The 25,023-nt window shown below is 32.0% G+C and carries 29 protein-coding genes; 15 read left to right on the top strand and 14 right to left on the bottom strand.

The features are described 5' to 3' along the window. The first annotated feature begins 13 nt into the window (after positions 1–13). A complete protein-coding gene (gene tatC / locus HA146_RS02405) occupies positions 14–772 on the top strand; it encodes a twin-arginine translocase subunit TatC (RefSeq protein ID WP_209107986.1) in 759 nt (252 codons plus the stop codon). Here tatC and HA146_RS02400 read toward each other — a convergent pair. Further along, the gene (locus tag HA146_RS02400) at positions 741–1,058 is read right to left on the bottom strand and encodes a DUF3067 family protein (protein ID WP_209107985.1); all 318 of its coding nucleotides are present in this window, start codon (positions 1,056–1,058) and stop codon (positions 741–743) included. The genes tatC and HA146_RS02400 overlap by 32 nt on opposite strands. A gap of 123 nt (positions 1,059–1,181) precedes the next feature. Between HA146_RS02400 and petC the strand changes: the two genes are divergently transcribed. Genes petC through HA146_RS02375 form a run of 5 tightly spaced genes read left to right on the top strand, consistent with a single transcriptional unit; the run spans position 1,182 to position 4,880 of the window. Continuing rightward, a complete protein-coding gene (gene petC, locus HA146_RS02395) occupies positions 1,182–1,718 on the top strand; it encodes a cytochrome b6-f complex iron-sulfur subunit (RefSeq protein ID WP_209083075.1) in 537 nt (178 codons plus the stop codon). A 4-nt stretch (positions 1,719–1,722) separates the two neighbouring features. Beyond that, the gene (gene petA / locus HA146_RS02390) at positions 1,723–2,676 is read left to right on the top strand and encodes a cytochrome f (RefSeq protein WP_209107984.1); all 954 of its coding nucleotides are present in this window, start codon (positions 1,723–1,725) and stop codon (positions 2,674–2,676) included. A gap of 12 nt (positions 2,677–2,688) precedes the next feature. After that, on the top strand, positions 2,689–3,582 hold the full coding sequence (gene lgt / locus HA146_RS02385) for a prolipoprotein diacylglyceryl transferase (RefSeq protein WP_209107983.1): 894 nt from the start codon (positions 2,689–2,691) through the stop codon (positions 3,580–3,582). Continuing rightward, positions 3,575–4,330, top strand: a complete 756-nt coding sequence (gene cobM, locus HA146_RS02380) for a precorrin-4 C(11)-methyltransferase (RefSeq protein WP_209108466.1) — start codon at positions 3,575–3,577, stop codon at positions 4,328–4,330. The genes lgt and cobM overlap by 8 nt, the downstream gene beginning before the upstream one ends. Positions 4,331–4,385: 55 nt before the next feature. Further along, positions 4,386–4,880, top strand: coding sequence for a helix-turn-helix domain-containing protein (locus HA146_RS02375; RefSeq protein ID WP_209107982.1), 495 nt, complete (start codon positions 4,386–4,388; stop codon positions 4,878–4,880). On the opposite strand, the gene HA146_RS02370 is transcribed toward HA146_RS02375, so the two are convergent. Next, positions 4,873–6,468 (bottom strand): Ppx/GppA phosphatase family protein, encoded by a 1,596-nt coding sequence (locus HA146_RS02370; RefSeq protein ID WP_209107981.1) that lies wholly within the window; start codon positions 6,466–6,468, stop codon positions 4,873–4,875. The genes HA146_RS02375 and HA146_RS02370 overlap by 8 nt on opposite strands. Before the next feature lie 104 nt (positions 6,469–6,572). Here HA146_RS02370 and HA146_RS02365 point away from each other — a divergent pair, with 104 nt between their 5' ends. After that, complete coding sequence (locus HA146_RS02365) at positions 6,573–7,481, top strand: 4-hydroxybenzoate polyprenyltransferase (RefSeq protein ID WP_374027172.1); 909 nt, start codon at positions 6,573–6,575, stop codon at positions 7,479–7,481. A 9-nt stretch (positions 7,482–7,490) separates the two neighbouring features. Further along, a complete protein-coding gene (locus HA146_RS02360; protein ID WP_209107980.1) occupies positions 7,491–8,360 on the top strand; it encodes a S66 peptidase family protein in 870 nt (289 codons plus the stop codon). On the opposite strand, the gene ispD is transcribed toward HA146_RS02360, so the two are convergent. Next, the gene (gene ispD / locus HA146_RS02355; protein WP_209107979.1) at positions 8,361–9,032 is read right to left on the bottom strand and encodes a 2-C-methyl-D-erythritol 4-phosphate cytidylyltransferase; all 672 of its coding nucleotides are present in this window, start codon (positions 9,030–9,032) and stop codon (positions 8,361–8,363) included. Between the two features lie 92 nt (positions 9,033–9,124). Between ispD and fabG the strand changes: the two genes are divergently transcribed. Then, entirely contained in the window at positions 9,125–9,874 is a 750-nt protein-coding gene (gene fabG / locus HA146_RS02350) for a 3-oxoacyl-[acyl-carrier-protein] reductase (protein ID WP_209107978.1), read from the top strand. On the opposite strand, the gene HA146_RS02345 is transcribed toward fabG, so the two are convergent. Then, on the bottom strand, positions 9,875–10,054 hold the full coding sequence (locus HA146_RS02345; protein ID WP_011376012.1) for a hypothetical protein: 180 nt from the start codon (positions 10,052–10,054) through the stop codon (positions 9,875–9,877). 131 nt (positions 10,055–10,185) lie between these two features. Between HA146_RS02345 and groL the strand changes: the two genes are divergently transcribed. Further along, entirely contained in the window at positions 10,186–11,931 is a 1,746-nt protein-coding gene (groL, locus tag HA146_RS02340) for a chaperonin GroEL (protein ID WP_209107977.1), read from the top strand. 4 nt (positions 11,932–11,935) lie between these two features. Here groL and HA146_RS02335 read toward each other — a convergent pair whose 3' ends face one another. Genes HA146_RS02335 through HA146_RS02315 form a run of 5 tightly spaced genes read right to left on the bottom strand, consistent with a single transcriptional unit; the run spans position 11,936 to position 16,230 of the window. Continuing rightward, on the bottom strand, positions 11,936–12,370 hold the full coding sequence (locus HA146_RS02335) for a hypothetical protein (protein ID WP_209107976.1): 435 nt from the start codon (positions 12,368–12,370) through the stop codon (positions 11,936–11,938). Between the two features lie 7 nt (positions 12,371–12,377). After that, positions 12,378–13,202 (bottom strand): ABC transporter permease, encoded by an 825-nt coding sequence (locus HA146_RS02330; RefSeq protein ID WP_209107975.1) that lies wholly within the window; start codon positions 13,200–13,202, stop codon positions 12,378–12,380. Between the two features lie 47 nt (positions 13,203–13,249). Beyond that, the gene (locus HA146_RS02325) at positions 13,250–14,266 is read right to left on the bottom strand and encodes an ABC transporter ATP-binding protein (protein ID WP_209107974.1); all 1,017 of its coding nucleotides are present in this window, start codon (positions 14,264–14,266) and stop codon (positions 13,250–13,252) included. Positions 14,267–14,305: 39 nt separating this feature from the next. Further along, complete coding sequence (locus HA146_RS02320; RefSeq protein WP_209107973.1) at positions 14,306–15,307, bottom strand: heme o synthase; 1,002 nt, start codon at positions 15,305–15,307, stop codon at positions 14,306–14,308. Continuing rightward, on the bottom strand, positions 15,304–16,230 hold the full coding sequence (locus tag HA146_RS02315) for a COX15/CtaA family protein (protein ID WP_209108464.1): 927 nt from the start codon (positions 16,228–16,230) through the stop codon (positions 15,304–15,306). Before HA146_RS02315 ends, HA146_RS02320 begins: the two co-directional genes overlap by 4 nt. Positions 16,231–16,494: 264 nt before the next feature. Between HA146_RS02315 and coxB the strand changes: the two genes are divergently transcribed. The 4 genes from coxB (at position 16,495) to HA146_RS02295 (ending at position 19,976) form a co-directional block, all read left to right on the top strand. Next, positions 16,495–17,298: a cytochrome c oxidase subunit II gene (coxB, locus tag HA146_RS02310; RefSeq protein WP_209107972.1), complete on the top strand. Its 804-nt coding sequence runs from the start codon at positions 16,495–16,497 to the stop codon at positions 17,296–17,298. Continuing rightward, entirely contained in the window at positions 17,295–18,920 is a 1,626-nt protein-coding gene (ctaD, locus tag HA146_RS02305; RefSeq protein ID WP_209107971.1) for a cytochrome c oxidase subunit I, read from the top strand. The genes coxB and ctaD overlap by 4 nt, the downstream gene beginning before the upstream one ends. Positions 18,921–18,926: 6 nt before the next feature. Continuing rightward, positions 18,927–19,529 carry a cytochrome c oxidase subunit 3 gene (locus HA146_RS02300; RefSeq protein WP_209107970.1) on the top strand — a complete coding sequence of 201 codons (603 nt, stop codon included), beginning with the start codon at positions 18,927–18,929 and terminating at the stop codon, positions 19,527–19,529. Between the two features lie 96 nt (positions 19,530–19,625). After that, a complete protein-coding gene (locus HA146_RS02295; RefSeq protein ID WP_209107969.1) occupies positions 19,626–19,976 on the top strand; it encodes an AbrB family transcriptional regulator in 351 nt (116 codons plus the stop codon). A 10-nt stretch (positions 19,977–19,986) separates the two neighbouring features. Here the strand turns inward: HA146_RS02295 and HA146_RS02290 are convergent, their stop codons facing one another. Next, the gene (locus HA146_RS02290; protein ID WP_209107968.1) at positions 19,987–20,640 is read right to left on the bottom strand and encodes a riboflavin synthase; all 654 of its coding nucleotides are present in this window, start codon (positions 20,638–20,640) and stop codon (positions 19,987–19,989) included. Positions 20,641–20,748: 108 nt separating this feature from the next. Here HA146_RS02290 and HA146_RS02285 point away from each other — a divergent pair, with 108 nt between their 5' ends. Continuing rightward, positions 20,749–21,891 carry an aldo/keto reductase gene (locus HA146_RS02285; RefSeq protein WP_209107967.1) on the top strand — a complete coding sequence of 381 codons (1,143 nt, stop codon included), beginning with the start codon at positions 20,749–20,751 and terminating at the stop codon, positions 21,889–21,891. On the opposite strand, the gene HA146_RS02280 is transcribed toward HA146_RS02285, so the two are convergent. From HA146_RS02280 to HA146_RS09610, 4 genes are read right to left on the bottom strand one after another with little or no spacing between them, the layout of a single operon-like run. Further along, positions 21,880–22,878 (bottom strand): hypothetical protein, encoded by a 999-nt coding sequence (locus HA146_RS02280; RefSeq protein WP_209107966.1) that lies wholly within the window; start codon positions 22,876–22,878, stop codon positions 21,880–21,882. The two genes, HA146_RS02285 and HA146_RS02280, sit on opposite strands and share 12 nt — an antisense overlap. After that, on the bottom strand, positions 22,879–24,036 hold the full coding sequence (gene cobT / locus HA146_RS02275; RefSeq protein ID WP_209107965.1) for a nicotinate mononucleotide-dependent phosphoribosyltransferase CobT: 1,158 nt from the start codon (positions 24,034–24,036) through the stop codon (positions 22,879–22,881). A 10-nt stretch (positions 24,037–24,046) separates the two neighbouring features. After that, entirely contained in the window at positions 24,047–24,685 is a 639-nt protein-coding gene (locus HA146_RS02270) for a DUF2232 domain-containing protein (RefSeq protein ID WP_209107964.1), read from the bottom strand. Positions 24,686–24,708: 23 nt separating this feature from the next. After that, a complete protein-coding gene (locus HA146_RS09610; protein WP_280634032.1) occupies positions 24,709–24,840 on the bottom strand; it encodes a hypothetical protein in 132 nt (43 codons plus the stop codon). Positions 24,841–25,023 lie beyond the last annotated feature (183 nt).

Genomic DNA, 25,023 nt, shown 5'->3' with positions numbered 1-25,023 from the left:
TTATCAAACAATAATGAAAGGTACAGGTCAGGGTGAAAATAAATCTTCAGATAGAATGACTTTTAGTGATCATTTAGAAGAGCTTCGTCAACGAATACTAAACTCAATTTACTCAATACTTATTTCAATATTCTTTAGTTTTCTAATTATAAAGCCATTAATATCTTTTTTAGAAATTCCAGCTGGCGATATTCATTTATTACAACTTGCTCCAGGAGAGTTTTTATTTGTCGCTATTAAAGTTGCAGGTTACAGCGGGTTAATAGTTTCTATGCCTTATATTTTTTATCAAATAATATTGTTCATCTCACCTGGATTAACAAAACAAGAAAAAAGCCTTATCTTGCCCGCAGTTTTTGGTTCAGGTCTTCTATTTTTTTTAGGATTAATTTTTTCATGGTGGATATTAGTTCCTGCCGCCATTAATTTCTTTATTACTTTTGGTGCTGACATTGTTGAACCAACATGGTCGATAGAGAGATATTTTGATTTCGTTCTTTTATTAATGTCTAGCACTGCATTAGCTTTTCAATTACCAGTATTACAATTTATTCTTGGTTCTCTTGGAATAATTACTACAGAGAAAATGATTTCGAATTGGAAAATAGTTGTAATCTCCTCCGCAATCTTATCTGCAGTGATTACCCCTTCAACAGACCCATTGACAATGTCATTGCTATCTATATCGATTGTATTTTTATTTTTTGTGGGTACTGGATTAACTTACTTATCAGAAAATCTCAAGTCAAAAACTCTTTCATCTTCTCATTAATATTTAATTTCAAGCTGACAGCTCTACCTAACCTTGGCCTAGCATTGACTTTCTTTAGCCATTCCCTTACTTCCTCTGAGTATCCACCTCTATTTAAAATCTCAATTTTATCTGCTATCGATTTTTTATATTCAACTTCACTTAGAGGAAATGATTCCTGTCCAAGGAATCCCCACATCATTTGAAAATAGACAAATTTTCCTCTTCTAAAGAGTCTAAAGTCATATTTTTTTCCCCAGCGATGAATCAAATAATGAATAACTTCATCAACTAGTAATGGTTTCATTTGAATCAAATAATTAAGACTTCCAAAACTTTTACTTTAAATTATTAAAAGTCCTATCTATTTGCAACAGAAATTGAGCAATTTGATCCATAATAAATATTAAATAACAGAACCAAGTAGCGAATGACTCAATTAAGTTCCAATGATGTCCCTTCAATGGGTCGAAGGCAATTTATGAATCTTCTTACATTTGGTACTGCGACTGGTGTAGCTTTAGGAGCCCTCTATCCCGTAGCTAATTATTTCATGCCTTTAAGAGCAGGTGGTGGTGGTGGTGGAACTTCTGCTAAAGATGAATTAGGGAATCCAGTAACTAAGACAGGATGGTTAGCCAACCATCAAGCAGGTGACAGAAGCCTAGTACAGGGTCTCAAAGGAGATCCAACTTATTTAATAGTTAATGAGGGTGGGGAAATAGGAGAATTTGGTTTAAATGCAATTTGTACTCATTTAGGTTGCGTTGTCCCATGGGATAGTGGCGCTAATAAATTTATATGTCCTTGTCATGGTAGTCAGTACGATACAAATGGGAAGGTAGTCAGAGGTCCTGCTCCTTTATCTTTAGCACTGGCTCATGTAGATATTGAAGATGATGCCGTACTTGTAAAACAATGGTCAGAAACAGACTTTAGAACTAATGAAAATCCTTGGTGGGCATAAAAAAATGAAAGATCTTAAAAATCAAATCATGAGAAAAACAACTTTATTCATCTTCACTCTGCTCTTCATTTCGAGCATTGTATTTTATCCTAAGACCACTTTTGCTTATCCATTTTGGGCTCAGCAAAACTACGAATCCCCAAGAGAAGCTACAGGAAAGATAGTCTGTGCGAATTGTCATCTAGCTCAAATGCCTACTATTGCAGAGGTTCCGCAATCTGTTGGTGCTGATAGTGTTTTTAAAGCTGTTGTCAAAATACCTTACAAAAATGACTTGAAAGAGATCGGAGCTGATGGTTCTGAAGTTCCATTACAAGTTGGTGCCGTTGTAATGCTGCCTGATGGCTTTAAACTTGCTCCACAAGAAAGATGGACCGAAGAAATCAAAGAGGAGACAGAAGGGGTTTATTTCACTAATTACAGTGAAGAGAAAGATAATATCATCATCGTTGGTCCTTTGCCCGGCGATACCAATAAAGAAATCGTTTTCCCTGTACTTTCCCCTGATCCATCAACTAATAAAGAATATCACTATGGGAAATACTCGTTACATATAGGAGGCAATAGAGGTAGAGGTCAGGTATACCCAACTGGAGACAAAAGCAATAATGTAGTTTTCACCTCTTCCAGTTCAGGAACTATTAATTCAATAGACACAATTGAAGATGGTAGCTATAAGATCAATATAGAAAACGATAATGGTGAGATAACTACTGAATCAGTACCTGTTGGTCCTCAAATTATCGTAAAAGCACAAGACAAAATTAATGCAGGTGATCCACTTACTAATGATCCCAACGTTGGCGGCTTTGGGCAATTAGATGCTGAAGTTGTACTTCAAAGCCCCTACAGAGTAATTGGATTAATTGCATTCTTTATTGGTGTAGGTCTAACACAAATACTTTTAGTATTAAAGAAAAAACAAGTAGAAAAAGTGCAAGCAGCAGAGGGTATCTAACTTTCTTTCTAAATGCTTATATTTCAAGCTTTTATACAATCTCCAGGTGAAACATTTTTAAATTTAGGATTTCTTACAATTCGATGGTATGGATTACTAATTTCGGTTTCAGTTTTAATAGGCCTATTTGTCTCTAAAAAACTTGCAAAGGCAAGGAATATTAACCCACAATACATTAGTGAAATACTTCCATCATTAATAATCTTTGCAATAATTGGAGCTAGAGCTTATTACGTAATATTTGAGTGGAGGCAATATAGCGGAGAGAACTTTTTTACTTCTTTAGAACTATTCAATAACACCATTCAAATACCTTCTTTTCTGGCAGTTTGGGAAGGAGGCATAGCAATCCATGGAGGTCTAATTGGAGGATTATTATCTATTATTTATTTCTGTAAATCGAAAAACATTCATTTAAAAACTTTTATAGATATATTAATACCCTCGATTATTCTTGGACAATCTATAGGAAGGTGGGGGAATTTTTTCAATAACGAAGCCTTTGGAGTGCCTACAAATTTGCCTTGGAAATTATTTATACCTATCCAAAATAGGCCTTTAGAATTTATTAATTACGAATTTTTTCATCCTACTTTTCTCTATGAGTCATTGTGGAATTTTTTAATATTCATCCTCCTTATTTTTATCTTTAATAAACAGAATAAAACAGATTTTTTTAGGCCTGGCTTTATTAGCTGTCTTTATTTAATAAGTTATAGCTTTGGAAGATTCTGGATTGAAGGCTTAAGAACTGATCCACTATGTATTGGTGGGCTTCCGCCTTTCTGTAGTGGCGGTATAAGAATGGCTCAATTTATAAGTATTTTTCTATTTTCTTCTGGATTAATTGGAATATTTTTTTTAAGATTAAGAACATATAGTGGTAAAAACAGAAAGAATGGATAAAAAAATATCCTTTATTGGCGTTGGTCCGGGCGATCCCGATTTATTAACACTAAAAGCTTTAAAAAAGATAAAAATTGCAGATGTCATTATTTGGACTGATTCTCTAATTCCTGAAAAGATTTTAGATTTTTCTAAAGAAGGTTCTGAAAATATAAAAACGAGTTCGCTCAACTTAGAGCAAATCACCTCAATTATGATAAAAAAATTTCAGGAAGGGAAAACTGTTATAAGATTGCATGATGGAGACCCTTGTCTTTTTGGCGCGATTAGAGAACAAATAGAAATTTTAAAAAAAGAAAAAATTGAAATCGAAGTTATTCCAGGTGTAAGTGCTTTTCAAGTCGCAGCAGCATATCATGAAGCTGAGTTAACTATCCCTGACGTAACGCAAACAATAATTTTAACAAGAGCAGGAGGAAGAACTGGTATGCCCGCGAAAGAATCTCTGAAAGATCTTGCGAAACATAATTCCTCTTTATGCCTTTATCTAAGTGCTAGGCATGTAAAAAGGTCTCAAGAAACTTTACTAGAGTTTTATCCCCCAGAGACTAAAGTTATTGTTGGATTCAGAGTATCTTGGGATGATGGTTGGACATCATTAATAGAATTAAAAGATATGGAAAATTTTTCTATTGAAAAAAAATTAATTAGAACAACTATTTACATAATTAGCCCAGCAATTAATAATTCTGAAAACAGGTCAAATCTATACAATCCATCATATAGACATCTCTTTAGAAATAAATAATCGTAAAGTTGATAGAAAAATTTTAATCACTATAATTAGTAAAAATTTGTTTGCTTTGAAAGAAATAAAATCTAATCCAGAAGACAATAACAAAAAAGAACAATCCTCTTTAAAGAGAATTGGAAATTTTATTAAAGAGGCAAGGTTAAGTAGAGATCAGTCTGTTGAAGAATTGGCTTCTGATTTAAAAATTGGATCTCATCAACTTAAAGCCATTGAAGAAGGCAATCAAGAAGCGCTCCCTGAAAAAGTATTTGTCAAAGCAATGGTTCGTAGAATTTCACAGAAGCTGAAACTCGATACAGAATTTATAATGAATGAATTCATAACGGAGAGGCAAGAGATAAAAATAGAACAAATAGTTGAAGAAGTGGCTAAAAAAACTAATAAAACTAGACAATCTAAGGATATAAGTCCACTAGGTTTCTGGATATTTATTTTAATCTCAGGCTTTCTCGGACTAATCGCCTCATCCTTAATTTTTAATTTATTTTCAGAGTCTTTTCAGAATCAAACTCCAAAACAAGAACTTATTAAAAAAACTAAATAACTTTTAAATCCAAATTCTTTAGTTCTTTTATTACATTACGGCATAATCCCAAGTTCCATTTTTCAAGTAGAAGATCATTGTTTCTATTTAAAGGTAAAAGTTCAAATGTAAGAATATTCTCCTTCAATTTTATTTGAACTGAGGAGATTACCTTATCAGGTCTTTGATCAAGAGATGCTGCTAGTCTCAAAATTAACGACATTTCAAGAACTAATGTTTTATCTTCTTTGGATGTTAAATTTTGCCAAGACTCATGTCTTTTCTTAGGTAGAGTCTTTCTATGGTATCTAGCTATCGAAGCAATAATATTTGTTTCTGCTTCAGAATATCCCAACAACTCACAATTTTTTATTAAGTACCAAGAGTGTTTGTGATATGAACCAACATTTACGTATTTCCCACAACTATAAAGATTAGAAGCTGCCCAAAGAAATTCTTTAGCTTTAGAGTCATTATCGCTATGAAAGATATTTTTAGTCTGATCATAGATTTGAAAGGCAATATCGATAACTTTCTCAGCCCTTTTGTTATCTACTCCAAACTTTCTGGCCTGATGAACTATAGTTGTTTTTCTAATATTGCTTTGAATATTTAACTCGTTTTTTATTATCCCTTTACGAAGCATCCAATCAACAACTAAACCCTCTCTAAGCGCTCTCTCACTTATAGCTAATTCATTAAAGTTCAACATATCCATTGCGGTATTTAATATCAATGCGCCTGGAATAATTATTTCTGCTCTTCTCTCACTTAATGAAGGTATTTTCTTGATTTCCGAAACTGGCATTTTAATTAGTTTTTCCAATACATTCTGTAAATTTTCTCTTTTAAATTTATAACCATGCAACTTTTGTTTAGATTCTCCTAAATCATCTGAAATCAAATTTCCTAATGATGTTGCAGTGCCACTTGTTGCAATCATAGATAAAGGCTTATCTCCCTTAGATCTACTCTTTATTTTTCGAACGGATGGTTCTAAAGAACCTTGAATAAAAGTTTTTAGAAACTTCGATCTTTCTGAATTTAAAGGCTCTTTATTTAAAAAATCATTCTTAAGTCTTACCGCACCAACTCTCGAACTGGTAAGAGCTATTGCATCTTTTTTATCTGCAAGTATTAATTCTGTAGATCCTCCTCCAATATCTATGATTACATAAGATTGGTCTTCAAAAGCCATCCCAGAAAGAACACCAAGGTAAATTAATCTAGCTTCCTCAGAACCACTTATCAATTCTATTTGGATCTCAGTTTCATCAAGAACTCTTCGAATAAAATCTTGACCGTTTGGCGCTTCCCTAACTGCACTTGTTGCTGCTGTTACTATTTGATTTACTCCATTACTTTTACAATATTCCTTAAATCGCTTAAGAGTAACTAATGCTCTTTGGATTGATTCTTCAGTAAGATTACCCTCCTCATCTCTTTCTCCAAGACGAGTGGTTGATTTATCAGTGAATTTTATTGAAAATGATTTTAATTCTAGATTAATTTCTGCTACCAAGAGATGTGTAGAGTTAGTTCCAATATCTATCGAAGCTACTAAAATTTGCTTTTCTTGAAAATATCTTAAATCTTGTTTCTGTATCATTTCTTTTTATAAGATGCAGATATCTTTAATCCATTAATAAATATACTCAAGATTGATTGTTAAATAATAGAAATCACTTAATCCTAGTAAGATTATTTAAAGTTATGAAATATACAATAGTTTATATGCAAAATAAAAAACCAGAAATTAAATTAAGTACTTTTTTTGAATTATTAAGGTGGAATAAGCCGACTGGAAGAATAATCTTACTTATTCCTGCTGGATGGAGTTTATATTTAACACCAGATGCTAATCCAACATTTTTAATGTTGTTAAGAATAATCCTGGGAGGACTATTAGTAAGTGGATTAGGCTGCGTGGTTAATGATATTTGGGATAAAAAAATTGATCAAAGAGTTTTTAGGACAAAAAATAGACCTCTAGCTGCAAATACAATCGGTCTTAAAGCTGCTTATTCAATTCTTTTCTTTTTAATTTTATTTAGTTTCTTTTTAACCTTGTCACTACCTCAACCTGGAAGGCTGCTTTCCATTTCACTTGCTTTTTTAGCATTACCTATTATTTTAATTTATCCTTCTGCCAAAAGATGGTTTAAATATCCTCAATTAATATTATCAATATGCTGGGGTTTTGCTGTCTTAATTCCCTGGGCAGCCAATGAAGGAAATTTGAATAGTATTGTTTTATTGTTTTGCTGGCTAGCTACCATTTTTTGGACTTTTGGCTTTGACACGATTTATGCTTTAGCAGATAAAAAATATGATCTCAAAATTGGAATAAATAGTTCCGCTGTTAACCTCCAGAACAATACAAGAATAACTATTCAAATTTGTTATTTTTTAACTTCTAGTTTTCTCGCATTATGCGGATTTATTAATCAAATGGATTTTATTTTTTGGCCAATTTGGATTACAACGTCAATCTTAATGCAGAGAGATATACTAAAGGTATTTCCTGAGGAAAAGCAATCAATAAAAAATATTGGGAATCACTTCAAAAATCAATCAATTTATGGAGGATTCCTTTTATTAGGAATCATTATTGCCTCATAAATTCTAAATATGGATTTTAGATTAAAAAAAGGTGATCTAATCGATATTGTAACTCCAGGCTCCTTTATTGATAAAGAAGAAAATTTTCAAAAAGGCATAGAAATATTAAGAAAATGGGGCTTGGAAATTAATGAAAATAATTCTCTATCAAAAAAATTTGGTTATTTTGCAGGTGATGATCTAACTAGATTTGAAGAACTAGAAAAAGCACAAAATAGTAAGCTAATCATTTTTGCGAAAGGAGGCTGGGGTTCAGCAAGACTATTAGAAAAAGAACCTTCTTGGCAGCATGGTTTAATGCTTGGATTCTCAGATACATCTTCTTTATTACTATCTAAATATTCTCAAGGGTTTAATGGTTCTATTCATGGGCCCATGGTTACAAACCTTTTCAATGAGCCAGAGTGGAGTCTAGAGAGATTAAGAAATTTACTTTTTGAGGAATATGTTGAGGACATTAGAGGAATTCCTTTAAGAGGTGGAAAAGCGAAAGGAGATATTATAGTTTCTAACTTAACTATTGCTACTTTTTTAATTGGTACTAATCACTTTCCAGATTGCAGAGGAAAAATAATAATTTTTGAAGATATTAATGAAGATATTTATAAAATTGATCGCATGTTGACTTACCTCAGGATGACTAAAACACTTACTGAAATTGCGGGTATTGGATTCGGAAGTTTTTCAAATAATTCCTTCGACCTTGAATGGAAAGATTTACTAAAAAACTGCATTATCGAAAGACTCCAAGAGTTTGATTTTCCTATTCTTTTTGACCTCCCCATAGGCCACATATCAGGGAATGCATGCATCCCGTTAGGGTATGAAGCAACCTTAAATGGTGATAAAGGCATTCTTAGTATCAATAAACCTTTTTAACTAGGAGTTATTCAAAAAAAGTTTTGCTATTTTCAAATCTATTGGGGATGTAATTTTTATATTTGAATAAGTTCCTTCAATAATCTTTACCTTCCAATTAAGCATTTCGAATAGTGAGGCATCATCTGTGACTTTCCAGTTTTTATCAATTGCCATAGTATGAGCTTTTTTTAATCTATCTACTAAAAAGCCCTGAGGAGTTTGCGCTGCCCATAAGTAATTTCTATCTGGTGTTTCTTTAATAAAACCTTCATTATCCACAATCTTTATTGTGTCAGTTACCTTAGTAGCCAAAATAACAGCTTCATTCTCATCTAATTGGTTTGCGCATTGGTCTATCAATTCAGGATTAATTAGACATCGAGCACCATCATGAATTAAAACTTTTTCAGCATCTTTTGGCAGTGCATTTAAACCATTAAAAACTGACTTTTGTCTGGTATCTCCACCATTAATCCAATGAACTTTGTGGGCAAAGTTCTTTGCTGAATTTAATAATATTTCTTTATCTTTTGGTTGCCCAATTATTCCAACCCAGTTTGTTGAGCTTGCAGAAAATACAGATTTAAGTGTCCAATAAATCAAGGACTCTCCCTCTAAATCAATAAGTAATTTATTTTTTCCAGCTTTCATTCTGCTACCACTACCTGCAGCTGGTATTAAAAAGTGCACGATAAAAGGTCTTAATATTTTCTAGACAATTATAAATAAAAACAATATCTTTACACAAATAGTACTACGATTGACAATTATAAAATCTCATAATGTCCAATACAGATTCATTATCAGGAAAAGTTGCTTTAATCACTGGAGCTAGCAGAGGAATTGGTAAAGAAATTGCTTTAGAAATAAGTCGCTTAGGCGCAGAAGTTTTTATTAATTACTCTTCATCTGATGAAAAAGCTGAAGAAGTTGTAAATTCAATAAAAAATTCGGGAGGTAAAGCTCATAAATTAAAATTCGATGTATCAAAAGAGGATTCTGTAAGTTCAGCTTTTGAAGAAATCATAAAAATTAATGGCACCATTGATATCCTTATTAACAATGCTGGTATTACTAGAGATGGACTATTGATGAGAATGAAATCGGAACAATGGGATGACGTATTAAATACAAACTTAAAAGGAGTTTTTCTTTGTACAAAATATGCTTCAAAATTTATGATGAAAAAAAGAAGTGGTAGTATCGTAAATATTTCATCTGTTGTTGGATTAATTGGTAATCCTGGTCAAGCAAATTATTCTGCAGCCAAAGCTGGAGTTATTGGATTCACCAAAACTTGCGCTAAAGAATTTGCTTCAAGAGGTATAAACGTAAATGCAATAGCTCCAGGCTTTATAGAAACAGAGATGACTGAAAAACTTAATACTGAAGAGATTCTTAAAGTAATTCCTTTAGGGAAATTAGGAAGTTGTTCTCAAATTGCAAACTTAGTATCATTCCTTGTTTCGAGTAATGCTGGAAGTTACATTACAGGACAAACAATTAGTATTGACGGTGGTATGAGTATTTAATTATGTACTTTCGTAAGGTTGGCCCAATTCATCTCTCAACCTTCTAATTTTTTGTAAGAGTTTTAGTCTTCGACTTCTAGCAGTTAAAGTCAAGAAAAACCTTAGAGGAAAATATATTAGCGTCATAGCAATCGCTAGGATCGCAGTGAGAGTAAAAATAAGATTATTTGTTTCATCCATATCTTAAAGATACTCTTATTTAAATTAATTTGTATGCCTCATTAAAAGAAATTCGGCTTTCCCCACTTAATTAAATATCCCTTAAAAATGATTCTGTGGGAGATTAGAATAAGATAAAAGATCCAGTAAACATGGCAAAACAGTTAAGTTTTTCTAATGAATCAAGAGAAGCGCTAGAAAAAGGTGTAAATTTCGTAGCTAATGCAGTAAAGGTTACTATTGGGCCGAAGGCAAAAAACGTAGTAATAGAAAGAAAATTTGGTTCGCCAGATATAGTAAGAGATGGATCCACTGTCGCTAAAGAAATTGAGATTGAAAACCCTATTTCTAATTTAGGTGCGAAATTAATAGAACAAGTTGCATCCAAGACAAAAGAGACTGCTGGTGATGGAACAACAACAGCAACTATTTTGACTCAGAAGATGGTTCAGGAGGGATTAAAAAATATTGCTTCTGGTGCCAGTCCAATGGAGTTAAAAAAAGGTATGGAGTTAGGCCTAGCTTTTGTTTTAGAAAAATTAAGTTCCAAAAGTATTTCATTAAGTGGTTCTGATATCCAAAAAGTTGCAACAGTTAGTGCTGGAGGTGATGAAGAGATTGGATCTATAATTTCGAAAGCAATGGATATTGTTACTTCTGATGGCGTAATAACTGTTGAAGAATCTCAATCACTAGAAACAGAATTAGATATAACTGAAGGAATGTCTTTTGATAGAGGTTATAGTTCTCCATATTTTGTGACAGACCAAGAAAGACAAGTTTGTGAACTTGAAAACCCTAAAATATTAATAACTGATCAAAAAATCTCAACTTTAGTTGATCTGGTTCCAATACTTGAAGAAATTCAGAAGTCAGGCTCACCTTTTCTAATTCTTGCTGAAGATATCGAAGGAGAAGCTTTAACTACTCTGGTATTGAATAAGAATAGTGGAGTGTTAAATGTAGCTTCCGTAAGAGCTCCATTATTTGGTGAAAGAAGAAAAGCTGCCCTTGAAGATATTGCTATTCTTACTGGAGCTAAGTTAATTAGTGAAGATAAATCAATGAAACTAGATAAAGTATCGATTAATGATTTAGGCAAAGCAAAAAAAATAACTATCACAAAGGATAAAACTACAATTATTGCCTTCGAAGACACTAAAGATTTAGTTAAAGCGAGAGTTGAGAAATTAAAGAGAGAAGTTGATATAACTGAATCAGAATATGATCAGGATAAAATCAATGAAAGGATAGCCAAACTAGCTGGAGGAGTAGCTCTTATCAAAGTAGGAGCTGCAACAGAAACAGAGATGAAGTACAAAAAGTTGAGAATAGAAGATTCCCTTAATGCTACAAAAGCTGCTATTGAAGAGGGTGTTGTCTCTGGAGGGGGACAAACTTTAATTGAAATATCAGAGGATCTTTTAAATTTAAGTCAAACATCTTCCGATGATTTGAGAACAGGGCTAAATATATTAAAAGAAGCCCTTTTGGAACCTACTAAACAAATAGCAAAAAATGCTGGTTTTAATGGTGATGTAGTTGTAGCTGAAGTCAAAAGGCTTAACAAAGGCTTTAATGCTGATTCAGGAAAATATGAGGATTTAAAGGATTCAGGCATATTAGACCCAACCAAAGTAATAAGATTAGCTCTTCAAGATTCAGTATCTATTGCAGCTATGCTTCTCACAACAGAAGTTGCGATTGCTGACATTCCAGAACCTGAAGCCGTAGCCCCTGGAGGCCCAGGTGGGGATCCCATGGGAGGAATGGGTGGCATGGGCATGCCAGGAATGGGTGGTATGGGCATGCCAGGAATGGGTGGCATGGGTATGCCAGGAATGGGTGGTATGGGTATGCCAGGAATGGGTGGCATGGGTATGCCAGGAATGATGTAGAAATCTAACTAGCTTTTTTATCGTTATTAATCCACTTTCTTAAATTTTTAATATTAGGCAGTGGTAATTTCTGGGTATCAGTAAGTTGTTTTATATTATTAGAATTTTGAACTTTGCTAAATATTCCATTACTGCTAGAAGTTTCTAGACGATTTAATTCCCATTTTGTTTCTTCTATGTTTTCAAAAGTTTTTGATAATTCAAGTTTAATTTGTTCTTGATTTTCTTCTTCATCTACTTCATCCATTAAAGTGGTATGTTCTTGATTTTCTTCTTCAAGCTGATATTCCCTTAGAGCTGGGGTATGGATTAATAAATCATTTAAAGAATTAATCCCAAATCTATGCACCCACTTAAGAACAATATTTTCTTTAAGCAAAATATTATCTTCTGAAGAGGCTTTTTTAAAAACTTCTATTAGATGATTTTTTAAAAGCATAAATTTATTAATTTAACTTTCTATTTAACAGAGGCCTTATGATAATCAAGGAAAAAACTGTTAAAGAAAATAAAATTGATATACAACTCTTACAAGTTAAATCACCATATGGGGCATGTAAAGCCACTAATTCTAAATTCATAGTTTCTGTATAAGCAGTCCTAATAGGTTCAATCGCAAAAGTTAATGGATTTAATGAAGCTAACCACCCAAGCCAATTTGGCATGAAAGATATTGGAGCTAAAGCAGTGCTTGCAAAAAGAAGAGGTAAGTTTATTACAAATATAAGAGCGATTAATTCAATATGTCCCGGCAAAACAAACGCTAAACATAAACTTATTGATGTCACAAAAAGAACTAATAGAATAAGTGTTGAAAACACAATTACTAAACCATATAAGTTGGGCCATCCATAACCCAAAATATACGAAACAACCATTATTACAATACTCTGAACAAAGCTCAATATTGTTATGTAAAAAAAAGAAGATAAAACTATGGATAATCTACTGGTTAAAGGAGCCACAAGTAACCTATTAAGAAATCCAAACTCTCTATCAAACATTAAAGGAAGACCAGAGTTTAGGGCTCCGCTAAAAGCAGTAAAAACAATAAGTCCTGCTCCTAAAAAATTCCCATAAGAATCAACTCCTGGGAAAAAACCTTCAGGAGCTTTAGAGAATAATGCCCCAAACAAAAAAAGCCAAATTATGGGTTGTAATATTCCAGCTAAAAGAGTTGATGGTCTTCTTTTTAATTGGATAAATAATCTCTTTGTTAAGGCAAATGTTTCTTGATATAAAAAAAATAAATTATACTGTTTTAATTCCATAATTAGCAGTAATTAATATTCATTATAGTTAGTTACATAAAAGTTTTTTATCGCATTGATTGCTTTGATTCTTTTTTAAGATCTCTTTTCCCTGCCATAGAAATTTCGGCATCTAATAATGTTTTCCCAGTTGCCTGAAGATATACATCATCCAAGCTGGGCTGACTTTGGGTAAGAGAAAAAATTTCAAACTTTGAAAAGGCTAATTCCACTTTGAGCTTCGTAAGTAAATCTTTTTCCTTATCTGCTACAAAATTAATTGAGAAACCTTGGGCTTCATTAATGATAATCTGACTAATTCCATCTATTGAAGATAAAATCTGGCATATATTTTTTGCTTCTTCCTCATTACTAAATTCTTTAACTTTCAAAGTTACTCTATCTCCTCCTAATTTTTTTTTAAGTTCTGCAGGAGTCCCTTGGGCTATAACTCTTCCATCATCAATTATCACCAAACTATCTGCTAATTTATCTATTTCATCGAGATAGTGACTGCTTAAAATAATAGTCATTCCATCATTTCTCAAATCTTTCAAAAGTTGCCATATTATATTCCTACTTTCGATATCTAAACCAACAGTAGGTTCATCCAATATTAATACTTGGGGCAAGTGTAAAAGTCCAGCTGCAAGATCTATTCTTCTTTTCATTCCCCCTGAATAAGTTCCGCACTTACGATCTATCCAATCATTCATTTCTAATTGATCTATTAATTTTTTTATCCTTTCAAATTTTTTGTTTTTGTTGATGTGATAAAGGTCTGATTGAAAATCCAAAAGCTCTCTTCCAGTTAATATTTTATCAAGCGCAATATCCTGAGCAACATAACCAATTAATTCTCTAATTTTCCTTGAGTTTTTTATCAGATTAATATTATTTATAAAAACTTCGCCACTATCAGGCTCAATTAAAGTAGCAAGAATTTTTATCAGCGTTGATTTGCCAGCACCATTTGGACCTAGTATTCCGAATAATGTGCCAGCTTCAATGTCCATCGATAAATTTTTTAATGCCTCTATCTCTGAATATGATTTTGAGAGCTCTTTAACTTTTATATAATTCATCAAACTTACTAATTACTTAAAAAACATTTTACATCTAATTTAATTACTAATGATGGAAACTAACGAGAAAAATATTTGCATAGATTGCTGCTCAAATTCTACAGATAGTTGGGTTCTGGAAATTAATAACAAAAGACAAATACCAAACATATATAGAATAGACCACCTAAAAAGAGACTTTGCTCTTGAAAGATCGTCAGGGGATTTATTTAATTTATTTATTAATTGCAAAAGTCTGCCATTAAAAGGCAACAACATAATTCCGTATAGAAGACCACCTTCAGGTAAAGCAAAAACTCCCATAATACTCATAACAACTGTTGCCCATCCGTAACGAGAAATAGCTTTAGCGGTAAAAACAGATCCTTTAACAGTAGGAAGCATAGGAATACCAACAGATGCATAATCATCCTTTAATAAAATTGCAAGTGCCCAAAAATGAGCTGGAGTCCATAACATTACTAAACCAAACAACCACCATCCACTAAGACCTACATGTCCTGTAGCAGCAGATGCTCCGACCAATGGTGGTATCGCACCAGCAACTCCTCCAAAAACAATATTTTTAGTTGTACGTGGCTTCAAAATAACGGTATATAAAATCACGTAGCTAAATAAACCAAGAAGTGTAAGGCCCGCAGCTAAATAATTTACACCACTTATTAGTAGCATCGAAGCCGCCAAAGTACATGATACGGCGGCCAAAAAAACAGTCTCAGATGACAACTTACCTGCTGGCAAAGCTCTTTTGCTAGTCCTTATCATCCTTTTATCTAATTCCATTTCCCACAAGCAATTAAGAGCCCCAGCAGCTGCTGCTGCCAAAGCTCCTCCACCTAAAGTACAGATAAGTTTCGGGGAAGATAAAGGCCATTCCTCAGTTAAAGCCATTCCTCCCAAAGTTGTTGCCAGTAAAAGTGGTATTAGTCTGGGTTTGGCCACTTCAAGCCAAGGTGGCAATGTTAATCTTTTTCTTGAAGGTACAACTTCCTCCCTAATTGAAGATTTGTGGTTTAAAGTTTCAAAGTTACTACTGTTCATGAATTAATACCAACCATTTGTGAATTTAGGGAGTGATTTAGGTCCTTTTTGGCAAAAGGATTTCTAAAAATTAATGTTGTTAATATTGCAATAAATAAAGATGCGTTAAGTTGATGACCGATTATAAAAATAGGTTCATTCAAATTTGTTTTAAGACTTAAAACACCCAGTAGAATTTGGGAAATCAAAAGAAAAATAAGTGCAGAGAGATATTTCCAATTTTTATTAAACAAACTTCTCTTATAAATTGAAGTTGCAATAATCAACAAAATAGAAAAGGCAATTGGAAAAGCAAATAATTTATGTGTATCTAGAATTAGGCATTGTTTATTGAAAGATAAACAAATATGTGATGACCAGGTCGATGAAAGCCTTACTCCAATAAAAGATTGAATCAAAGTAAGTACTAGAGGAACAATTAACAATAATCTCCACCAAATTAATGGCTCTTCAATTTCGTCATTTTCTAAATTTTGATTTATTGAAATCGTTGTAATAAGAAGTAGAAACGCTATTAAAAGATGGCCCGTTACAGTATATGAATCGAGCAGGTTTATTACTGTTAAAGCTCCAAAAGATCCTTGGACAATAACAAGAAAAAGTAATAATGAATAAGTTTTAGGTAACCAATTTGGAATTTCTTTTTTCCATATAATTGAAAGTACAAATTGAAAAAGAATTAATATTCCAACCAGAAAAGCATCTAGACGATGAAACCACTCTAGAAATACTCTCAGATTCATATGACTAAAAGGCAAAAAAGATCCATAACATAATGGCCAATCTGGACAGGCAAGTCCCGCCTCCATGACTCTCGTAGCACCTCCAATTACGATTAGTGCGATAAGTGCAAGTACACTATGACTTCCCAACCTTTTTAAAATTGTCAGATATTTTGATTTATATAATTGGTTATTAATCAAATGGCTAAAACCTATATATTTTGCATAATAAATTAGATTCAAAAACTAAACATTAATTAAAAATTAATATGTTTAATTTAAAAAATAATTTACTAATTTAATCTTTTTTCCCTGACAATTAAATCTAAAAAGTTATTAATAATACGCCTTTTATTTCATAAATCTTAAGAAGTTGTGAATTTAAATGATTTTCTTTTAACAAAGGATGCAGGATTAAAAAAATTGAATATCTTGATAATATAAATATAAATTTTTAGAAATCAATTGTTAAATAAAAACATTTATTTAATACTAATTATTTCCCTCGTTTTTGCTATATCTTTCTGGATTGGTTTTAATGTAAATTTGCTCCCAGCGGAAGCAAGTATTAATGCACCAATTTACGATGAACTTTTTAAAATTCTTTTCATCATTGGATTAATTATTTTTATAGGAATGACAATAGCTGTTATTTACAGCTTATTTAAGTTTAGGAAAAGAAATGATCAGATAGGCGATGGTATAGCCTTAGAGGGAAATTTAAGCTTAGAAATTGTATGGACAATTATCCCTTCAATAATTGTTTTATTAATAGGTTTATATAGCTACAACATCTACGACCGAATGGGAGGGATGAAAGAACTAAATCATAACCACGAAATGATGAGTTCTAATCCTGAAAAAATATGGGCTGGAATAAGTCAAACTTCTGATAATGAAATAGCAATAAATAATTTATCAATTGAAGTTTCAGCTATGCAATTTGCATTTCTATTCAATTATCCCAAGGGCAATTTCATATCCGGAGAACTACACGTTCCTGTTGATCAAAAAGTATCAATGAAAATGGAATCCAAAGATGTCATTCATGCTTTTTGGGTACCAGAGTTCAGAATTAAACAGGATATTATTCCTGGACAACCGACTATTCTAAATTTCACTCCTACAAAAGTAGGAAAATATCCGATAATTTGCGCAGAATTATGTGGTCCATACCATGGAGGAATGAGAGCATCCATAATTGTTGAAGATGAATCTGATTACAACGATTGGTTTAACAAAAATAAAAAAACAGAGGTTAATTTATGACAATATCAATTGATCCACAAAAAACTAATAATGAAAGTCTTCAACCTAAAGGCTGGCTTAGATACTTTAGTTTTAGTCTTGATCATAAAGTAATTGGAATACAATACTTGGTTTGCGGTTTTCTTTTCTATTTAATTGGAGGAACTTTAGCGAGCGCTATAAGAATTGAACTAGCTAGTCCAATGTCTGACTTTATGCCAAGAGATGTATATAACCAAGTTTTAACCTTACACGGAACAATAATGATATTCCTTTGGATAGTGCCTGTAGTTAACGGTGCTTTTGGAAATTATTTAATTCCATTTTATGTTGGTGCAAGAGATATGGCATTTCCAAGATTAAATGCCGTAGCTTTTTGGCTAATTCCTCCTTCGGGTTTGATGCTGGTGGCAAGTTATTTTGTTGAAGGTGCTGCTCAGGCTGGATGGACGGCTTATCCACCCTTGAGCATAACTACTCCTCAATCGGGACAAATAATTTGGATTATGAGCGTTCTATTACTTGGAGGTAGTTCTATCTTTGGTGGAATAAACTTTATTGCCACTATTATCAAATTAAGAAGGCCTGGATTAAAACTTATGCAATTGCCAATGTATTGTTGGGCGATGCTTGGGACAAGTATATTAGTTGTTTTGTCAACTCCCGTTTTGGCAGGCACTTTAATTCTACTTAGCTTTGATATCATTGCTAATACTGGTTTTTTCAATCCTGTTTTAGGAGGCAATGTAGTAGTTTATCAGCATTTATTTTGGTTTTATTCTCATCCAGCTGTTTACATTATGGTACTTCCCGCTTTTGGTTTAGTTAGTGAAATACTTCCTGTACATGCTAGAAAACCACTTTTTGGATATACAACAATGGTTTTTTCAATAATGGGAATAGTTGTTCTAGGTTTAGTTGTTTGGGCTCATCACATGTTTACTAGTGGAACACCTCCCTGGATGAGATTGTTCTTTACTATCGCAACTGCATTTATTGCTGTTCCAACAGGGATAAAATTTTTCAATTGGGTTGCAACATTATGGGGAGGTAAAATATCCATCAATAGTGCAATCTTATTCTCTTGTGGATTTATTATAAATTTTGTTTTTGGAGGTATTACAGGAGTTGCTTTGGCACAGGTTCCTTTCGATATTCACGTACATGATACCTATTTCGTGGTAGCCCATTTTCATTACATAGTTTATGGAGGTACTGTTTTTATTATTTTCTCATCCATTTATCATTGGTTTCCCAAAGTAACTGGGAAAATGCTCAATGAAAAATTGGGAATTTTACATTTTATCATTACCTTTATTGGATTCAACTTGTGCTTTGCTCCTCAACATTGGCTCGGTTTAAATGGAATGCCTAGAAGAGTTGCAGAATATGATCCGCAATTCCAGTTCGTTAATCAAATAAGTAGTTTAGGGGCTCTCTTGATGGCTATAAGTACTATTCCTTTTTTAATTAACATATTCTTTAGTTTGAGAAACGGTAACGATTCTGGAGATAATCCTTGGAATGCTTTAACACCTGAATGGTTAACATCATCTCCTCCTCCAGTGGAAAATTGGGAAGGAGAAGCTCCATTAGTGGAAGAACCTTATGGCTATGGTAAACAATTTTCTGAACAAAAATAAAAACACATGACAACTCTAGATAGCTCAAAAGAAATTCAAAAAAGTAATTCAGAAGTTAATGAAAAACATGAAGACTTCAGAATGTTTGGTCTTGTAACTTTCTTAATTGCCGACGGGATGACCTTTGCTGGATTCTTCGCTGCTTATCTCACTTATAAAGCAGTAAATCCATTACCTGATGGTGCTATCTATGAATTAGAGCTTCCAATACCAACACTAAATACAATTTTATTACTTGTTAGTAGTGCAACTTTCCATAAGGCAGGTAAAGCACTTTTGAAAGATAAAAACGGTGATTCCCAAAAATGGTTATTTTTTACTGCTTCTCTTGGAATAATTTTTCTAATATGTCAATTATTTGAATATTTTCATTTACCTTTTGGATTAACCGATAATTTATTTGCAAGTACTTTTTATGCTCTTACAGGTTTTCATGGATTGCATGTCACATTAGGAACTTTAATGATTTTAATTATTGCTTGGCAATCAAGAGTAAATGGCGGAAGAGTAACAAGTCAAAATATGTTTCCTCTAGAAGCTGTTGAATTGTACTGGCATTTTGTAGATGGAATATGGGTAGTATTATTTATAATTTTGTATCTTTTATAAGAAAAAAAATTTAAAAATTAAGTATATTTTTTATTAATTTATATTGCCACAGTTCTCCTTTTTAGTAAGAATGTATAATTAGAAATCAGTTATATAATGCTCGAAGGAAAAGAACTACTTGAAAAAGCAAAATTACTTAGTCAGCATTCTGAAGATGAGATAGCAAGAGGTTGTGGGTATGTTGGTCCTAGCGGTAGGATCTTAAGAAAAAGTTTTTACAGGGCACTTATCGAAGCCAAAGGTTATAAACTAGGAAATGGTAAGGGAAAATCTGGGAATCGAGCTTCAAGAGGCAGGCAGGTAGAATTTAAAACTAAGGTTCACGGTAATGGGAACCTATTAATAGGTCACGCATACACCAAGAAATTAGGTCTTGAGCCTGGTCAGGAATTTAAAATTGATATAAAAAAAGAATCAAAGACGATTTATCTAATTCCATTAATTTAGAAACTATATATTACCAACCGTTTTCTTTAAGCCACTTTGAAGAGATATCATTTGTAGAAAAATCTTTTTTATTTTTCCTATTAAAAAAAAGTAATTTCTCTACATATTTAATTATTGCATCTGCCTCAAGGTTTACATTATCGCCAATATTTAAATTTTTCAGATTTGTGTTATGCCAAGTATGAGGAATGATGGCAATAGTAAATATGTCTCCATCCTTCTCATATTTTGCAATTGTAAGACTGATACCATTTACACAAATACTGCCTTTATTAACTATATATTTTGAAAAGTTATTATTTTTCCACTTTATTGATAAGAGCCAAGATTTCTCTAATTTTTCTATATTCTCAATTATTCCAAGGCCATCAACATGTCCACTGACTATATGCCCTCCTAGACGGTCAGATATCCTAAGAGCAGGCTCCAAATTAACAATTTGATTCAGGTTGGACTTTAATCCTAAAGTTGTTTTTTTTAATGTTTCCTCACTAACGTCAACAGTAAATTTATTTTGAAAGATTTCTTTAACTGTCAAACAAATTCCATCAACTGCTATGCTGTCACCGATTGCCATATCAAAAAAGTTATCTAGAATTTCAATTTCTAAAATATTTCTTTCCTGTTTTAGTTTTCCAATTGATTGAATTATTCCTGTGAACATAGATTAAAGAAAAATATTTTTACAAAATTTTGTATTTAATACATTTTACTTTAAATCATTTTCAACTATAAATAAATTAACGAATAAAAAAATGATCAAATTTATTAGATGATTATTCATTCACAAAAAAGATCATTTGGTAAAGGGGCAAAAGTGAGCTTATTCACTTTAGGTACAATGCGTGCAACTGAAAGTATCGAAAAAATGTATGGCATAATAAAAAATGCATATTATGCAGGAATTAACCATATAGAAACTGCACCTTCTTATGGTGATGCTGAATTACTTATTGGAAATGCAATAAAAAAACTAGCAATAGAAGAGAACATATCCGAAAAAAATTGGGTGATTACTACCAAAGTTTTACCAAAGGGTAATTTTGATTTTCTAAAAAATAATTTTAAAAATTCTCTTAAAAATTTAAATCGCGAGAAAATTAATAATCTTGCCATTCATGGACTTAACTTAAAACAACATCTAGATTGGGTTTTAGCTGGTGAAGGTAAAAAATTCATATCATGGATACTTGAGAAGGAACTAGTTGATCAAGTTGGTTTTAGTTCACACGGAAGTTATTCACTTATTAAAGAAGCAATTAACTGTGAAGTTTTTAGTTTTTGTAGTCTTCATTTACATTATTTAGATCAATCTAAAATTACTTTGGCAGAACAAGCTATAAAAAAAGGTATGGGAGTATTAGCAATATCGCCTGCTGATAAAGGTGGAAGATTATATTCTCCAAGTGATATTTTGTTAGAGGCATCTAAGCCTTTTCATCCATTAGAATTAGCGTATAGATTTCTTTTGGCAAAAGGGATTACAACTTTGTCATTGGGAGCTACAAACAAAGAAGATTTTGAATTTGCAAATAAACTTAGAAACTCTTTCGATAATCTTACAATTCTTGAAAAAAAGGCTCTCAATAAAATTGAGAACGTAGCTGATGAAAGATTAAATTCAACAAAATGTGAGCAATGCAGATCTTGTCTTCCATGCCCAAATGAAATACCTATTCCAGAAATACTTCGTTTAAGGAATATATATATTGGTTATGGCCAATTAGAATTTTCAAAAGAAAGATACAATTTAATAGGAAAAGCTGGCCACTGGTGGGAAGATAAAAATTCCTCCTTTTGTCAAGAGTGTAATAAATGTGTCCCTAGATGTCCTAGTAAATTAGATATACCAAATTTATTAAAGCAAACCCATAATTTATTAATTGAAAATCCCACAAAACGATTATGGGGTTAAAGATTCATTCCATAAATTTGTAAGATTTATTTTTTGTTCATTCGTTAAGACAGGGAAAGACCAACTATTGTCCCAACATTTCTGAGAAGGGCCTGAGATAGGAAACATCTGTGATTTATATTTACTTTGTAAATAATCACTTTTAAATGGTAGATACCAACCTTGACTTGCTAATTTATCTACTATTGATTTATTTTCCAAAGATTTAATCCATTCAATTAATAATGAAGTATTTAGATTGGATCGACTAAGTACAAAATGCCACATTAACGGCACTCCTTCGCTTGGGAAAACTAAAGAAAGCCTTGGATCTATTTTTAAATATTTTGAGCAGAAAATATAGGGAACTATCGCAACACAGGCATCAGAATTAATTAACCAATTGAGCATATTTTTATCATCAAATAACATTGCTTGGCTTTTGAGTTTATTTAAAGAATTAGATGAATTAATTTTTTCAGCAATTGACAATATTATTCTGGGACTTTGCGGAAAAATAATTTTTCCAGTTAATTTCTTACTTAAAAGAAAGTCCCAAGAAGTACTTGCTGAATTTATTAGTTCTTTATTATTTTTAATAATAATTGTGTAAGGTACAACTCCAATAGGAAATAATTTACGCCTTTGATTTTCAATAAAACTTCCTAAAAAATCTCGAGATCTCTTATCCAATTTTTCGATTAATGGATATTCATTTATTTTTTCAAATTCCTCAAAGTTTATACTATTAATCCATCCATCATTTATTAATGTAAAGTCAGAATTGAAAATTGTGTTTCTATTTTTTTGTAGCTGGATACTTTCAAAATTAATTTTTTCCTGCTTCCAATCTTTTGGAATCGTATCTTTAAAAGATTGTGGATAAAATGAATTTTGTAGTGCAATCTTTACTTTATTTGGAAGATTGCTGCAGGAGTTTAAGAGAAATATAAGCGAAAGTTTACCGCAATTTAAAAATTCTCTTCTGGTTGCAAATTTTGATAACATTCAACAATCCTTCTCTAAAGAAATTTGACCTAGACTCTTCATCATTTCCAAATTTTGTTGACAAAGTGAAACTATTTCATTATTTTTGAATCCCTTTAAGAAAGCAAGTATTGATATTCCACCAGCTCCTACTCCTTCTTTTACATGACCTAATTCATAATCCTTCAATTCTTTGTATTTTGAAGCTTTAAAATTCAAAGGACTTGCTAAACCTACTAAGTCGACATCATATTTCTCATTAATTAATTTTATTAAATCATTTAGAGAATTATCTTTTACTAGCCACCCAGTTGTTGCAATAAAAACATTTTCTATAAATTCATCTTTATTTTTTACATCTAAAAATTCTAAGACAAGAACAATAACAGCTAACATTTGACTTCCACCAGATAATATAACGGGTTGGTTAGCTAACCTAGCACCAATTAATAAACCTACTGAGAAAGCTTGGAAAGGATCTCCAACGGATGCAACGACATCAAAAGAGTTAAAATCATTCGTGAGATTTGCATTCAAAAGTCCTCTTTGAACTACTTTTCTTCTCAGTTCTCTTGGAGCTTTAAATAAACTACTACCTACCAAATTAGATACTCGTAAACCAAAAGCTTCCATTACTGCATGAGCAGTGGTGGTGCCGCCTGGTACAGATTCCGAAATCAAAATAGGTTGTTTTGAAGATTTCCCTATCGAAAGACCTCTTTCATAGAGATTTAAAACTCTCTCTTTAGTCATTGATTTACCAGTAGTAAGACACTTTGATGGTCCCAAATCCCTATCTTCTACAACCAAATGATTAAAGTAAGGCTTTACTCCTATTCCCAAAGGAACAACAACTGGATAAACATTAATAAGCTTTAAACAAACATAACTTATTAGAGCAGGAGTTACTCCTGCATTGAGTAGAGGTAATTTATATTTATGATATTTTGAAGCACCTTTAAGCAAAAATTCGGCATCTGCAAGAGCAGTTATTCTTCTAGATTTTGCATTAATACCTGCTGCTGAGATACCTGGAATTTGAGAGGTATTAGTTCCTGCAATTACAAGAAATATTTTGAAATTATTTATATTCTTTTTCAGTATTTCTATCCTATTAATTTTTCTTTTTTTCTTGCATTCATTACCAAAAAAATTTATACCTAATTCTGAACTATACATACTTATTTTTTTAATTATTTAAATCAACTAAGCTATTTAATAATCTTGGAGGATCTGGGATAGTTAATTTAAATCTTGGGAAAAGAGAATATGCAACTAAATGTACCGTTAAAACATAAACTATTTCTTGAAAAATTATTAATAAAATTGCACCTAATTGGATACTTAAAATTGAGGGAGAAAAAGGTAAATTTAATAATCCAATGACTTTTTCTATTAGACCATAACTTGCTCTGGTAATTAACACCCAAAGATTCTCTCCAACCAAGGTAGATAATGCTATTACTCGTAGGAAGAAACCAAGGGATCCAATAATAACTCCTATAGTTAAACTTAGTTTCCAACTCTTTTCTTTAAACCAACACCAGCCCAACCAAAAAGCCAGGATCCCATAAGGAAATAAAAATAAAGTTCCTCTAACGGGACCCATAATTATGAATAAAAGTAGAAATTGTATTAGGAGTCCTTCCAATACAGTTTTTGTACCTCTTCTCAAGTGCAGCAGGATCATTGGGAGAGGTAAAATCAACCTTAATAAAGCACCCCCAATTGGCAAATAATATAGGGCAACCCATAACAAAGATGAAAGAGATGCTAGATATGAGGTCTCTACAATATTTAATGCTTCAGTTTTTGTTGTGATTTTCATTTTTTTTTATTGAATATTTTTAATTAATTTTTATTCATACTTTTATTTTTTGAATCTAAAATACGTTGAATCTTTTCTATTTCAAAATTTAACTCAGAATTCCTTAATATGGTATTTAACTCTTCAGTAGGATCTTTAGGATCTACATCTTTCAAGATAAAAATTATTTTGTAAGATTGAAGCTCAATTTTTCTTTTTTTTGAAGAATTCTTAATTTCGTTATTTTGCTGTTTTTGTATTTTTTCGTTATTTATATCTTTTTTATTTCCTAGGTTAGATTTTGGCTTTTCTACTTTTTTTCTTTTTTCATTACTTTTATCATTAATCTTTTTATTTCC

This window comes from Prochlorococcus marinus CUG1416 (assembly GCF_017695965.1).
In the GTDB taxonomy this organism is placed as follows: Bacteria; Cyanobacteriota; Cyanobacteriia; order PCC-6307; family Cyanobiaceae; genus Prochlorococcus_A.
Note: the sequence above shows the minus strand (reverse complement) of the source record. Positions and strands in the feature narration are given on the sequence as shown.

Bases quoted from the DNA above. Each gene is read 5' to 3' on its own strand.
- HA146_RS02280 (WP_209107966.1), bottom strand. From the start codon at position 22,878: ATGTTATCAAAATTTGCAACCAGAAGAGAATTTTTAAATTGCGGTAAA.
- HA146_RS02290 (WP_209107968.1), bottom strand. From the start codon at position 20,640: ATGTTCACAGGAATAATTCAATCAATTGGAAAACTAAAACAGGAAAGA.
- petC (WP_209083075.1), top strand. From the start codon at position 1,182: ATGACTCAATTAAGTTCCAATGATGTCCCTTCAATGGGTCGAAGGCAA.
- HA146_RS02295 (WP_209107969.1), top strand. From the start codon at position 19,626: ATGCTCGAAGGAAAAGAACTACTTGAAAAAGCAAAATTACTTAGTCAG.
- petA (WP_209107984.1), top strand. From the start codon at position 1,723: ATGAAAGATCTTAAAAATCAAATCATGAGAAAAACAACTTTATTCATC.
- HA146_RS02270 (WP_209107964.1), bottom strand. From the start codon at position 24,685: ATGAAAATCACAACAAAAACTGAAGCATTAAATATTGTAGAGACCTCA.
- HA146_RS02330 (WP_209107975.1), bottom strand. From the start codon at position 13,202: ATGGAATTAAAACAGTATAATTTATTTTTTTTATATCAAGAAACATTT.
- HA146_RS02370 (WP_209107981.1), bottom strand. From the start codon at position 6,468: ATGATACAGAAACAAGATTTAAGATATTTTCAAGAAAAGCAAATTTTA.
- HA146_RS02335 (WP_209107976.1), bottom strand. From the start codon at position 12,370: ATGCTTTTAAAAAATCATCTAATAGAAGTTTTTAAAAAAGCCTCTTCA.
- ctaD (WP_209107971.1), top strand. From the start codon at position 17,295: ATGACAATATCAATTGATCCACAAAAAACTAATAATGAAAGTCTTCAA.
- HA146_RS02365 (WP_374027172.1), top strand. From the start codon at position 6,573: ATGAAATATACAATAGTTTATATGCAAAATAAAAAACCAGAAATTAAA.
- HA146_RS02300 (WP_209107970.1), top strand. From the start codon at position 18,927: ATGACAACTCTAGATAGCTCAAAAGAAATTCAAAAAAGTAATTCAGAA.
- HA146_RS02360 (WP_209107980.1), top strand. From the start codon at position 7,491: ATGGATTTTAGATTAAAAAAAGGTGATCTAATCGATATTGTAACTCCA.
- HA146_RS02325 (WP_209107974.1), bottom strand. From the start codon at position 14,266: ATGAATTATATAAAAGTTAAAGAGCTCTCAAAATCATATTCAGAGATA.
- lgt (WP_209107983.1), top strand. From the start codon at position 2,689: ATGCTTATATTTCAAGCTTTTATACAATCTCCAGGTGAAACATTTTTA.
- cobM (WP_209108466.1), top strand. From the start codon at position 3,575: ATGGATAAAAAAATATCCTTTATTGGCGTTGGTCCGGGCGATCCCGAT.
- groL (WP_209107977.1), top strand. From the start codon at position 10,186: ATGGCAAAACAGTTAAGTTTTTCTAATGAATCAAGAGAAGCGCTAGAA.
- tatC (WP_209107986.1), top strand. From the start codon at position 14: ATGAAAGGTACAGGTCAGGGTGAAAATAAATCTTCAGATAGAATGACT.
- fabG (WP_209107978.1), top strand. From the start codon at position 9,125: ATGTCCAATACAGATTCATTATCAGGAAAAGTTGCTTTAATCACTGGA.
- HA146_RS02285 (WP_209107967.1), top strand. From the start codon at position 20,749: ATGATTATTCATTCACAAAAAAGATCATTTGGTAAAGGGGCAAAAGTG.
- HA146_RS02345 (WP_011376012.1), bottom strand. From the start codon at position 10,054: ATGGATGAAACAAATAATCTTATTTTTACTCTCACTGCGATCCTAGCG.
- HA146_RS02400 (WP_209107985.1), bottom strand. From the start codon at position 1,058: ATGAAACCATTACTAGTTGATGAAGTTATTCATTATTTGATTCATCGC.
- cobT (WP_209107965.1), bottom strand. From the start codon at position 24,036: ATGTATAGTTCAGAATTAGGTATAAATTTTTTTGGTAATGAATGCAAG.
- HA146_RS02320 (WP_209107973.1), bottom strand. From the start codon at position 15,307: ATGAACAGTAGTAACTTTGAAACTTTAAACCACAAATCTTCAATTAGG.